The 11,778-nt window shown below is 67.6% G+C and carries 13 protein-coding genes; 8 read left to right on the top strand and 5 right to left on the bottom strand.

What is annotated here, in order from left to right; genetic code table 11:
• The first annotated feature begins 25 nt into the window (after positions 1 to 25).
• The 6 genes from ACH46_RS17740 (at position 26) to ACH46_RS17715 (ending at position 4,862) form a co-directional block, all read left to right on the top strand.
• A complete protein-coding gene (locus tag ACH46_RS17740) occupies positions 26 to 1,063 on the top strand; it encodes a DUF6779 domain-containing protein (protein WP_062394100.1) in 1,038 nt (345 codons plus the stop codon).
• A 210-nt stretch (positions 1,064 to 1,273) separates the two neighbouring features.
• Positions 1,274 to 2,179: a Rossmann-like and DUF2520 domain-containing protein gene (locus ACH46_RS17735; RefSeq protein ID WP_062394099.1), complete on the top strand. Its 906-nt coding sequence runs from the start codon at positions 1,274 to 1,276 to the stop codon at positions 2,177 to 2,179.
• On the top strand, positions 2,176 to 3,135 hold the full coding sequence (panC, locus tag ACH46_RS17730) for a pantoate--beta-alanine ligase (protein WP_062394098.1): 960 nt from the start codon (positions 2,176 to 2,178) through the stop codon (positions 3,133 to 3,135). The genes ACH46_RS17735 and panC overlap by 4 nt, the downstream gene beginning before the upstream one ends.
• A 5-nt stretch (positions 3,136 to 3,140) precedes the next feature.
• Complete coding sequence (gene panD / locus ACH46_RS17725; protein WP_062394097.1) at positions 3,141 to 3,566, top strand: aspartate 1-decarboxylase; 426 nt, start codon at positions 3,141 to 3,143, stop codon at positions 3,564 to 3,566.
• Between the two features lie 13 nt (positions 3,567 to 3,579).
• Entirely contained in the window at positions 3,580 to 4,386 is an 807-nt protein-coding gene (locus ACH46_RS17720; RefSeq protein ID WP_062394096.1) for a type III pantothenate kinase, read from the top strand.
• A complete protein-coding gene (locus ACH46_RS17715; RefSeq protein ID WP_062394095.1) occupies positions 4,383 to 4,862 on the top strand; it encodes a MaoC/PaaZ C-terminal domain-containing protein in 480 nt (159 codons plus the stop codon). The genes ACH46_RS17720 and ACH46_RS17715 overlap by 4 nt, the downstream gene beginning before the upstream one ends.
• Positions 4,863 to 4,957: 95 nt before the next feature.
• On the opposite strand, the gene ACH46_RS17710 is transcribed toward ACH46_RS17715, so the two are convergent.
• Both ACH46_RS17710 and ACH46_RS17705 read right to left on the bottom strand, forming a co-directional pair.
• Positions 4,958 to 5,545 carry a TetR/AcrR family transcriptional regulator gene (locus ACH46_RS17710; protein ID WP_062394094.1) on the bottom strand — a complete coding sequence of 196 codons (588 nt, stop codon included), beginning with the start codon at positions 5,543 to 5,545 and terminating at the stop codon, positions 4,958 to 4,960.
• A gap of 132 nt (positions 5,546 to 5,677) precedes the next feature.
• On the bottom strand, positions 5,678 to 6,058 hold the full coding sequence (locus tag ACH46_RS17705) for a carboxymuconolactone decarboxylase family protein (RefSeq protein ID WP_062394093.1): 381 nt from the start codon (positions 6,056 to 6,058) through the stop codon (positions 5,678 to 5,680).
• A gap of 275 nt (positions 6,059 to 6,333) precedes the next feature.
• Here ACH46_RS17705 and ACH46_RS17700 point away from each other — a divergent pair, with 275 nt between their 5' ends.
• Together ACH46_RS17700 and ACH46_RS17695 are read left to right on the top strand one after the other, a co-directional pair.
• On the top strand, positions 6,334 to 7,998 hold the full coding sequence (locus tag ACH46_RS17700) for a long-chain-fatty-acid--CoA ligase (RefSeq protein ID WP_193392918.1): 1,665 nt from the start codon (positions 6,334 to 6,336) through the stop codon (positions 7,996 to 7,998).
• A complete protein-coding gene (locus ACH46_RS17695) occupies positions 7,995 to 9,155 on the top strand; it encodes an acyl-CoA dehydrogenase family protein (RefSeq protein ID WP_062394092.1) in 1,161 nt (386 codons plus the stop codon). Before ACH46_RS17700 ends, ACH46_RS17695 begins: the two co-directional genes overlap by 4 nt.
• On the opposite strand, the gene ACH46_RS17690 is transcribed toward ACH46_RS17695, so the two are convergent.
• From ACH46_RS17690 to ACH46_RS17685, 3 genes are all read right to left on the bottom strand, one after another.
• Complete coding sequence (locus tag ACH46_RS17690) at positions 9,156 to 9,551, bottom strand: PIN domain-containing protein (protein WP_157851088.1); 396 nt, start codon at positions 9,549 to 9,551, stop codon at positions 9,156 to 9,158.
• Positions 9,548 to 9,814 (bottom strand): type II toxin-antitoxin system Phd/YefM family antitoxin, encoded by a 267-nt coding sequence (locus ACH46_RS20920; protein ID WP_082399780.1) that lies wholly within the window; start codon positions 9,812 to 9,814, stop codon positions 9,548 to 9,550. The genes ACH46_RS17690 and ACH46_RS20920 overlap by 4 nt, the downstream gene beginning before the upstream one ends.
• 77 nt (positions 9,815 to 9,891) lie before the next feature.
• Positions 9,892 to 11,559 (bottom strand): TIGR03767 family metallophosphoesterase, encoded by a 1,668-nt coding sequence (locus ACH46_RS17685; RefSeq protein ID WP_062394090.1) that lies wholly within the window; start codon positions 11,557 to 11,559, stop codon positions 9,892 to 9,894.
• Positions 11,560 to 11,778: the final 219 nt, after the last annotated feature.

The raw sequence follows: 11,778 nt of genomic DNA, 5'->3' as shown, positions 1-11,778 counted from the left end.
CGGGATGGGCGGTAAGTTTGCCTGCATGACCAGTAGGAACCGATCCGCCCGGACCCGATCCGACGAGGCCGCATCCCAACGACCCTCCTCGGCGGGGCAATGGCTGCTCGGGACTCTGGTGGTTCTGGCTCTGATCGCGAGCCTGCTGATGATCTTCGGCAACGATTTCTCGATCACCGCGACCCTCGCCGTGATCGCAGCACTGTGGGCCGCCGTCATCGGCGCCGTCCTCGTCACCAAGTACCGCAAGCAGGCCGACGTCGCCGACGCGCGGAGCAAGGACCTCCGCCTCGTCTACGAGCTGCAGCTGGAACGTGAGATCGCCGCCCGTCGCCAGTACGAGTCCGACGTCGAGTCGGCGATCCGCCACGAAGTGGCCGCCGAGTCGAACGTGGAGCTGGAAGAGCTCAAGATGCAGGTCCTCGCGCTGCGGGCCAGCCTGGAGCATCTGCTCGGCAAGCCGCTGCCCGACGTCCGCGCCGCCATCGGTCTAGACCGTCCGCGCGAGCTGGGATCGGGGCTGCGCGGCGCCGACTATGCGCAGGCTGTGCACGACGACCGCGTGGTCGCCGACCGCGACTTCGCCACCACCGCACCGCCCGTCGACTCCGGGCGGCATGTGCCGGAGGAACCGCAGGATGTCGAAGAAGTGGATCCGACGCAGCTCACCGAGATCATCCCCGTCGTCACCGACGACCCCGCAGACTATGCGGCGCAGGCGCTTCAGGGTCTCGCCGACACCGAGGCCGACGACGTCGAGCCGGTCGCTGAGCACGAGGACGAGCCGACCCACGAGTACGTGGAGCCGCCCCGCGACCCCGACACCGGCGCCTTCGAGCGCGCCGCTTACGGCGCTCAGGCCTACGAGCCGCCGCCCGTCCCGCCGCAGACCGGCCCGATCCCGGTCCAGGAAGAGGCCGAGCCCGCCGAACGAGCACGGCGCGGCACCGCGCCGAGCGATGACGGCGCCCATTCGGCCGGCCTGCCCGCCAGCGAACTGCTGAGCCAGCTCCGCGCGGCCGCAGGCAACGGCGGTGGTCGCAGCCGCCGTCGGCGCGACTGACGCGGCCTGACCGACCTCTCGGGCTCGACCCCGGACCTCGATCATCGAGGTTCGGGGTCGAATCGTTTCCGCCCGTGAAGGTTGTCACAGCGGGTGGCATCGACGGCGCCGTCGCGCCTATCGTAGTGACGAACGTCTGGTACCCGCGTGTCCCTCCAGGGCACAGAGTCGGGACTGGAACGGAATGGAGGAACGGCGGTGAATTCACCGATGGCTCCGGCACGTCTGCGTGTCGGCATCGTGTCGGCCGGTCGCGTCGGCACCGCGCTCGGCGAGGCGCTGGCCTCAGCGGGGCATCAGATCGTCGCGCTGACGGCGCGTTCCCCCCACTCTCTCCACCGTGCGGCCACTCGGCTGCCGCAGGCCCGCGTCCTTGATCTTCCCGGCGTCGTCGCCGAAGCCCAGCTGTTGCTGCTCGCGGTCCCCGACACCGCGCTTCCGGGCGTCATCGACCAGGTGGCCGCGGCGAATCCCCGTCCCGGAACCATCGTCGCGCACACCGCGGGAGCGCACGGCGTCGAGATCCTCGAACCGCTCGCAGAACTCGGTCTGATCACGCTCGCGCTGCACCCCGCCATGACCTTCGTCGGGACGACCGACGACACTGCGCGGTTGGCGTCGTCGTGCTTCGGCATCACGTCCGCCGATGAGATCGGCGACGCGATCGCCGCCTCGTTGGTCCTCGAGACCGGCGGCACGCCCGTTCGGATCGCCGAGGCAGACCGGACCCTGTACCACGCGGCCCTCGCGCACGGAGCCAACAATCTGATCGCGCTCATCACCGACGCCGTCGCCGCGCTCGACGCCGCGATCGCCGGACCGGATGGGCTGGGGCGGGCCACGGCCACGGTCGACGGTCCGGACGCCGGCGTCGCCGCCCGCATCCTCGGCCCGCTGGTGCGCGCCTCGTTGGAGAACGTCCTGGAGATGGGGCCGTCGGCCCTCACCGGACCGGTCGCCCGCGACGACGCGGCCACCGTCCGCCGTCACCTTGCGGCACTGTCCGCGCTGCCTGACCACGACCTGGTCACGGGCTATCGCGCGTTGTCGGCTCGTGCCGTTGCGCAGAGCGGCGCAGGCCGCGACCTACGAGAACTGTTGGAGGTCTGCTCATGACCGTATCGACCCTCTACGCTCCCGGCACGCTGACCGTGCATCGGCACCCCGACGAGCTGCACCGCGTCACCAAGGCGATGCGGGCCGCGGGTAAGCGGGTCGGCCTGGTGCCGACCATGGGCGCACTGCACGAAGGTCACCTGCAGCTGGTGAAGATGGCTAAGCTGCGGTGTGACGTCGTCATCGTCTCGATCTTCGTCAACCCGTTGCAGTTCGGCGCGGTGGAGGATCTTGACGCATACCCGCGCACCTTCGAGGAGGATTGCGCCCTACTGGAGCCGCTCGGCGTGGAACTGGTCTTCGCGCCCACCGTTTCGGCGATGTACCCGTCCGGTCCGCGAACCACCATTCACCCGGGCGAGACCGGCGCGATCCTGGAAGGGGCGTCGCGCCCCACCCATTTCGCCGGGATGCTGACCGTCGTCAACAAGCTCCTGAACATCGTCGCGCCGCACGCCGCCTACTTCGGCGAGAAGGATTACCAGCAGCTGGTTCTCATCAACCAGATGGTCCGCGACCTCGACATGGACGTCGAGATCGTCGGAGTGCCGACTGTGCGCGAGGCCGACGGACTGGCGCTGTCGTCGCGCAACCGCTACCTCTCCGCCGAGGAGCGCGAACTCGCGACGATCCTGTCGGCCGCTCTGGTCGCAGGTACTCACGCCGCAGCGGGCGGACGCGACGCGATCGTGGCCGCGGCCCGCGCGGTGCTCGACACCGAACCGCGGGTCCGGGTGGACTACCTGGAGCTCTACGGACGAGGACTGCAGGAGGCGCCCGACCACGGTGATGGTCGCCTTCTGGTGGCCGCCCGCGTCGGACCGGCCCGACTCATCGACAACGTCGGCGTCCTCATCGGCATCGACCTCCGTGACCCCGAGGCCGTCGCAGGCTTCACAGACAACGCATTCAACTCGATCGCTGCGGACGACGCCGCAGCACAGGAAGAGGAGTAATCCCAATGTTTCGCACCATGATGAAGTCCAAGATCCACCGCGTCACCGTGACTCAGGCCGACCTGCACTACGTGGGATCGGTGACCATCGACGCCGACCTCCTCGACGCTGCCGATCTGATGGAGGGCGAGCAGGTCTGCATCGTCGACATCAACAACGGCAACCGCCTCGAGACCTACGTCATCGCGGGCGAGCGCGGCACCGGCGTCATCGGCATCAACGGTGCCGCAGCGCATCTGGTGCACCCCGGTGACCTGGTCATCATCATCGCGTACGGCGTCATGAACGAGGCTGAGCTCGCCGAGTACTCGCCGCACGTCGTCTTCGTCGACGCAGACAACCGCCCGATCACGCTCGGCAGCGACCCTGCCGACGTTCCTGAGGGCTCCGGTCTCAAGGACCCTCGCGTCCTCGCGACCGCATCGGTCTGATCGTCTCCGCGCAGTGCTTCTCACCGTCGCCGTCGGCAACACGAACATCCAGGTCGGCGTCTTCGCAGGGACCGGCGCTCACGCACACCTGGTGCATGACTGGCGGATCCACACGCAGCCGCACCTGACGGCCGACGAGTTCGCACTGCAACTCCGCGGTCTGCTGGGACCCGACATCGATCAGGTGACCGCCGTCTCCGGTCTGTCGACGGTGCCGTCGCTGCTGCGGGAGATGCGCGAGATGGCGCCGCGCTACTTCGGTCCCGGACCGCACGTACTGCTGGAACCCGGTGTCCGCACCGGCGTGCCGCTGCTCGTCGACAATCCGAAAGAGGTCGGCACCGACCGCGTCGCGCACTGCCTGGCCGCCCACGAGAACTATCCGGACGGGCCGTGCATCGTCGTCGCCTTCGGCACCGCGACCGTCATCGACGCGATCTCCGCGAAGGGCGAGTTCCTCGGCGGCGTCATCGCACCCGGCGTGAACCTGGCCGTCGAAGCGTTGAGCGAGCACACCGTCACCGTCCGCAAAGTGGAGCTGATGCCGCCGCGCAGCGTCGTCGGCAAGAACACCGTCGAGGCGCTGCAGTCGGGCATCATCTACGGCTTCGCCGGGCAGGTCGACGGCCTCGTCGAACGCATCCGCGCCGAGATCCCCGGGTTCGACGGGCCCGACGTCACCGTGGTCGCCACCGGCTTCCTGGCACCGCTGATGGTCGGTGAGTGCCGAACCGTCACCGCGCACCACAAGTACCTCGCGCTCGACGGCCTCCGCCGTGTCTATGAGCGCAGCCGCCGCGTCGGAAAGGGGCGGCATTGAGCACTGACATCGAGAAGGTTGCACTGGTGTACGGGCGCGACCTGGAGGTCGGGCAGGTGTTCGGGCTCAGCGAGTACACGCTGACCCGCGAGGACCTCCTCGATTTCGCGAACAAATGGGATCCGCAGGGCTTCCACATCGACGAGAAGATCGCCGAGTCCGGCGCCTACGGCGGACTCATCGCCAGCGGCATCCAGACGCTCGCGATCATGCAGCGACTCTCGGTCATCGACGTCTACGACAACTGGGCGGTGATCGCGGGCAAGACTCTGCGCGACACGTCGTTCCTGCGCCCCGTTCGCCCGGGCGATGTCCTGACCGGCACGCTCACGATCACCGGACTGGACTTCGACGACCGCAACCGCACCCTCGTCGACGTCGACTCCGAGATGACGGTCGAGGGGAGGCCGGTGCTGCGCGCGGCGATGTCATCGCTGATGTGGGCGGCACCGCCCGCCGCCACCACCGCTGGTTGAGCGCCCCTTCCGTTGGTTGAGCCGATCCGAGGCGCTAGCCGAGGACCGTGTCGAAACCCCGTGACACACGCTGGAACTCGGCCCGCCGACCGCTCTCAGCTCCGCGCATCCACCGACAACCGCGGCTTCCCGTCGCAGTCGGCACCGGTCGCCAGCTGCTCCCACATCGAGTCGACCATGGGCTGCAGGAACAGCTGTCCGACGTTGCGGACCATCATGCCGACGGTCTGTTCGGCGATGCCGCGTTTGGTCGACGCGAGCCCGGCGTCGCGCATCTTGTCGACTTCTTCGCGAGCGAGTTCGGTCAGTTGCCGAAGCAGAGACTGTTCGACGCTCGCGTCCAGCAGGACGCGGCGCATGTAGCCGACGACGGCGGGGTTCGCGTTCAGCATGTCGCGCACCGCGGCGTCGCGTGCGGCCGCCACCTCGGCCGGCGTGCCGTCGCTTGGTGCCGACGCGATCGCAGTGCGGTGGTAGTCGACGATGAGTTCTTCGACGGCGTGCCGCAACCCGTCCTTGGTCTTGAAGTGGTGCTGTACCAGCCCGACCGTGACCCCGGCTTCCGCGGCCACGGCCCGCATCGAGACGCGGTCCTCGCCGTGCTCGGCGTACATGTCGAGTGCGGCGTTGCGGATCTTCGCCTTCGCGGTCAGATCGCCCGCCGCGGCTCGCGGATCGCTCATCTCGTCACCTCTTTCCCGAGGTGAGTATACAAACGACCCGATACGTGTGACCGATTTCCGGTGCGACCGTACAGCAGCCTTATGCCGTACTTCCGACCCACATGGTGGGACGGAAGTACGGCACAAGAGCGATCAGCCGGCGGCGTCGTCGAACACCTGCTGGGCCACCTTCATCGCGGACAGCGCGGCGGGCGCACCGCAGTAGGCGACGGCCTGCACCATCACCTCGGTGATCTCCTCGGGGGTGAGGCCATTGGTCATGCCGCCGCGGACGTGCCCGACCAGTTCCTCATGCGCGCGGAGCGAGGTGAGGAACGCGATGGTGATCAGACTGCGCTCGCGGCGCGTGAGCCCCTCGCGCGACCACACGCCGTGCCAGGCGTGCTCGGTGATGTGCTGCTGCAGCACCTCGGCGTGGGTGCCCGCGGTGCGTTCGAGGGCGCGGTCGACGAACGGGTCGCCCATCACCTCGCGGCGGATCGACAGCCCGGCGTCGTAGGCCTCGGAAGTCATGGTCGTCTCCTGTCGTGGAAGGGTCTGAGCGAACAGTACTGCTACGGGTGGGGAGGGCCCGAGCGGCGGGAATTTTCGACCGTTGACCAATGTAAATGAACTGTTTACTGTACATATGTATTGGACGGACGTGAGTCGAGCACGAAAACGCTCGTCCGGACGCGGGTTGGCCGGGAACGACTGCGGCGACGGATCGGGCGTGCCTACCGTGAATCACGCCGCGGACAGTGCGAACGCGACCGTCATCGAACTGCCGGACTGGGGAGCGAATCACCGTGTACGACATCGTGAAAGGCCTGCCGTCGACGCACGGCGACCACTACCAGCTCAACACCACCACCGCGATCCGCCAGGCGGCCCGCACGTACCCCGAGCAGGAGATCGTCTACCGCACCGCCGACGGCGGTTGGGACCGCTACACCTACGCCGACTGCTACCGCCGGGTCCGCAAGATCGGCAACGTGCTGCGCGACCTCGGCATCGGCCCGGCCGACGTGGCAGGCGTCCTGGACTGGAACAGCAAGCGGCACTTCGAGCTCTACTGGGCCATCCCCGCGCTCGGCGCCGTGATGCTGCAGATGAACCTGCGCCTGGGCACCGAGGACCTCGCGTTCGTCACCGATCACAGCCACGCGCGGACGATCTTCGTCGACGAGACGCTGCTGCCCGTCGCGGAAGGCCTGCTAGCGCAGGGCGTCGGGGTGACGCGGTGGGTCGTCATGTCCGACAAGCCGCTGTCGGAGATCTCCACGACGCTCCCGAACGTCGTCTCGTTCGAGGAACTCGTCGACGCGGCGTCGGACGAGATCGACTTCCCGATGATCGAGGAGACCTCCGCCTACAGCGCCTGCTACACCACCGGCACCACGGGTAAGCCGAAGGGCATCTACTACTCCCACCGCGGCATCTACCTGCACGGCATGGCGCAGGCGCAGTGCCTGAGCATGACGCCCGACGACACCATCATGCTGATCACCCCGATGTTCCACGCCAACTGCTGGGGCCTGCCGCAGTCGGGCACCCTGGCCGCGACGCGCTTCGTCCTCCCCGGCCGGTACGCCGCCGAGGACACCTCGGAGTTGGTCGACGTGATGATCGCCGAGAACGTCACCATCGCCAACGGCGCGCCGGTGATCTTCGAGCCGATGCTCCGCTACATCCAGACCCTCCCGGAGAAGCCCGACTTCTCCGGCGCCCGCTTCCTGTCCGGTGCCAGCGAGCCGCCGAAGTCGATGATGCGCGGCTTCTTCGAGACCACCGGCGCCGACATCGTGCACGGCTACGGTGCCACCGAGACGACGCCCGCCGTGTCGATGAACCGCGGCATCAAGCCGTCGATGCGCGGGCTCGGTGAGGAGGTCCGCTGGGACCAGAAGCGCAGCCAGGGGCTGCCGGTCTCGGGTGTCGACATCCGGATCGTCGACCCCGCGGGCAACGACCTCCCGCACGACGGCGTCGCGCAGGGCGAGGTCCTGGTCCGCGGTCCGTGGATCGTCGAGAGCTACTACGACCTCCCCGACAACGACGAGCGCTTCCTCGACGGCTACTGGCGCACCGGCGACATCGGGGTGATCGACGAGCACGGCTACCTCAAGCTCACCGACCGCATCAAGGACGTCATCAAGAGCGGCGGCGAGTGGATCAGCTCCATCGACATGGAGAACGCGATCGTCGGTCACCCGAAGATCCTCGAAGCGGCCGTCATCGGCGTCCCGCACCCCAAGTGGCAGGAACGGCCGGTGGTCCTGGTCCACACGGTCGACGGCGCCGAACTCCCGATCGAGGAGATCCATGCGCTCCTGGAGGGCGGCTTCGCCAAGTGGCAGCTGCCCGACACCGTGATCTACGTCGACGCGATCGCCCGGACCAGCGTCGGCAAGCTCGACAAGAAAGTCCTCCGCGCGCAGTACGCGGACCTCTACGAAGGTGAGAACTCATGAGCAGGCTGTTCCCCGATTACCGCTCCCCGTGGGAGTCCGACGACCAGGCGGCGCTCCGCGACCACGCCCGAGCGTTCTTCGCGAAGGAGGTGGTCCCGAACGAGGAGCGCTGGGCCGAGCAGCACATGGTGGACCGCGAGCTGTGGACCAAGGCCGGCGCGGCAGGACTGCTCTGCCTGGACGTCCCCGAGGAGTTCGGTGGTTCCGGCGGAGACTTCGGGCACGAGGCGGTGATCGTGTCGGAACTCGGCGCGGTCGGGAACTCGTCGTTCGGCTTCGCCGTGCATTCGACGATCGTCGCGCACTACCTCAACAACTATGCGACCGATGAGCAGAAGAAGCGCTGGTTGCCCGCGGCGGCCGCCGGCGAGAAGGTGCTCGCCGTCGCGATGACCGAGCCGGGGACAGGGTCCGACCTGCAGTCCGTCCGCACCACCGCCGTCCGCGACGGCGATCACTACGTCATCAACGGCTCCAAGACCTTCATCTCCAACGCGACCCACTGCGACCTGCTAGTGATCGTCGCCAAGACCGACCCGAAGCTGGGCTCCAAGGGGATCTCGCTGTTCGTCGCCGAGACCAAGGATCTCCCCGGCTTCGAGCGCGGGCGGGTGCTCCACAAGATCGGCCAGCACGGGCAGGACACCCGCGAGCTGTCGTTCACGGACATGCGGGTGCCGGCCGAGAATCTGCTCGGCGGCGTCGAAGGGCAGGGCTTCTACCAGCTGATGAGTCAGCTGCAGCGGGAGCGGCTGATCCTCGCGGTGGGCGCCGTCGCGGTCGCCGAGGCGGCGGTCGCGGAGGCCATCGCCTACGCGAAGGAACGACAGGCATTCGGTTCGCCGATCCTGAAGTTCCAGAACACCAAGTTCGTCCTCGCGGAATGCAAGGCCGACGTCCTCGCGGGCAAGACCCTCGTCGACCACTGCGTCGCCGAGCAGATCGCCGGACGCCTGGATCCGGCGACCGCGTCGATGGCCAAGCTGTGGGCCACCGAGAAGCAGAAGGAGATCGTCGACCGCTGCCTGCAGGTGTTCGGCGGCTACGGCTACATGATGGAGTACCCGATCGCCCGCATGTACGCCGACACCCGCGTGCAGACCATCTACGGCGGCACCAGCGAGATCATGAAGGAGCTGATCGGGCGGTCGTTGTAGCTACACGGACCCGAGGTCGAGAACTTCGAGAGCGCCCTCGATCCCGTCGAAGTCCGACGGGTTGTAGGTCGCGAGGACTGCGTTGTGGCAGACGGCGGTCGCGGCGATCATCAGGTCGACTCGCCGTCGCCGACTGTTCTTCCCCGAACGGAGGGAGACTGCCGAGAGGACTTGGTAGATCCGGGCAGCCTCGCCGTCGAAGGGCACGCCGCCGCCGTAGAGGCGCGCCAGGCCGTCAGCATCGCGCTGCGTTCTGATGACGGTCTCGGTCCGCGCAGAGTTCAACCCGTCCAAGAACTCCGCATAAACAAGTGAACTGATCTGGGTTGCAGCGTCTGGAAATCCTTCCGGGACACCAAGGATGAGTACGTTGGTGTCGAGATGGTAGGTCGTCACTCCAATACATCCTGGTCGCGACCCTCTTCGATCTCGCGGAGTCGTTCGCGGCGCTGTTCGTCCGAGAGGGCCGGGCCGCGGCTCAGCACTTCACGCAGCAGCGATGCGGCTGCTGTTGGCGGTGACGCCGGGCCTGATTCCCGAGCAAGGACCACGCCGGTGTCCCGGCCCTGCCGCGTCACCGTGAACCGTTCCCCGGCTTCGGCCTTCTTGACGAGTTCAGAGCCTCGATGACTCAGATCTGCGATGCCGATAGTAGTCATGCAATAAGTCTAGTAGAAGCTCTTGTCGGGTTCTACGTCTCGACGCTCAGTCCTCTGGCTGCTGCTGACGAACCCGCTCAGTGCAGGGGGTTCGTCAGCAGCAGCTCGCAGTTTCGGTCCTGGGCCTTGCCGAGCAGGTCGGCCTGGTAGTGGATGTCGTTGAACGACAGCTCGCGGTACAGGCTGGCGAGGCCGCGCTGGGAGAGGTCCGACGGGTCGGCCGTGTACGGGCTGTCGGCCTCGATCAGCGGCGTGAAGATGCTGAGGGTGCCGTCGCGGTTGTCGACGACCTCGATGATGCGCGCCAGCTGCGGGAAGTCGATGTGGCTGGCGGTGTTGATCTCCCAGAAGCTCTGCTTCGACGTCGCACCCTTGTGCGCGATCATCTCGTTCTTGTGAGTGTGTCCGTTGACCCACGCGATCACGTTCGAGTGGCGGTGCAGCTGGCTCACCAGGTGTGCGCCGTCGTACTGCCGTTCGCCGGGCGTCTCCGGGTTGGGGAGCATGGAGCCCATCGTCGACGAGGTGTGGTGGCTGAACACCATCACCAGCTGGTCGCGGTGGGCGGAGATGGTGCGGTTCATCCAGTCCAGTTGCCGCTGGCTGATGGAGCCGTCGGCGATGCCCATGCTGTTGGTGGTGTTCAGCGCGATGCCGAGCACCCCGTCGGCGATCTGGAACTTGTACCAGGTGGGTCCGTCGGGGTCGGTGAATCCGTGGCCGAGCGGGCCGGCGCCCTTGATGGCCGGATCGAAATGCCTGCGGACGAACTCGCGCGGCGACACGGGACGACGCCGCGCGTCGGCCGTCACCGGGATCGCCGGGCCGGTGACGCGGAGTTTGGCGAGCAGTGCTCCCAGCTCGGCGGGGTTGGTGCTGAGCGCGCGGCCGATGGCGACGGCGGTCGGATCGGTGTCGGGGAGGTCGTACTTGATGCCCGAGTTGTACAGCCAGTCGACGATGTTGTTCGGGACGGTGCCGAGCAGCTGGTCGTCGTGGTTGCCGAACACGGCGTACCAGGGCGCGTTGAGCCCGGGGCTCTGGTGCGAGCGGATCGCGGCGTGCAGCAGGCCGGGGATCTGGATGAAGCCGCGGTCCTTGTAGATGTCCCAGGAGTCCAGCTCGGGACGGTAGTAGAGCGACGACCCCAGCGCCTGCAGGCCCTCGAAACGGTTCTTGGCGCCGGTGTTCGGCGTGACGGTGCCGCCCGACAGCAGTCGCTGGAACCACTGCAGCTCGATGAGCTCGTGGTTGTCGGTGTTGTCGCCGGTCGAGACCACGCAGTCGAAGGCGCGGCCGGTGAACGGGCCGCGGGCCACCGCGTTGATCCGGTTGATCAGTGCGACGGCGCCCTGCGTGCCCAGCGCCTCCTGCGGTCGGAACGCCGGTCCCTGGATCGGGTGCACGTACTCGAAGCGCGCGGGGCTCTGCACGTCGGTGATGTGGATGTCGGTGAGCTGCACGTACGACGCCAGCGCCGACCGCTTGCTCTCGCGGCTCGCCTTCGCCGTCGCCAGCTCCTGACGCACGTAGAGCGGCCAGCCCTTGCCTGCGACCAGCGGGCGGTACCCGCCCTTCCGGGCCCGGCCGGCCGCCGCGGTCTGCGCGAGGGTGGTACCCGACGTGTTCGCCGTCGCGGCCGGATTCGCGTGCACGTGGCCCGCAAATGCGCTGCCCGCGGCGACGACCCCCGCCGTGGCGGCGCTCGCGCGCAGGAACTGACGACGTGAGAAGCGATTCGACATGGCAGCAACTGTAATGCGCGGCACATTTGTCGGATACACCTGCGTGTCAGATGACGTTCATTTGTTGTCTACGCGGGGGTCGGCTGTGACTTAAAACCAGACTGAGTGGAAAGCCTGGTCACGGCCGCGGCGCTGTGGCAATATCGTCGTCGTGATCAAGAGCTGTCAGGAGTGTTGTCGAGGCTGACGCCGCCTTCCGCGGTCGGCCCCATTCGCCAA

Origin of the sequence: Gordonia phthalatica, assembly GCF_001305675.1 — a bacterium.
GTDB lineage: Bacteria > Actinomycetota > Actinomycetes > Mycobacteriales > Mycobacteriaceae > Gordonia > Gordonia phthalatica.
The sequence above is the reverse complement of the archived record's forward strand: the minus strand, read 5'-3'. Positions and strand labels throughout refer to the sequence as shown.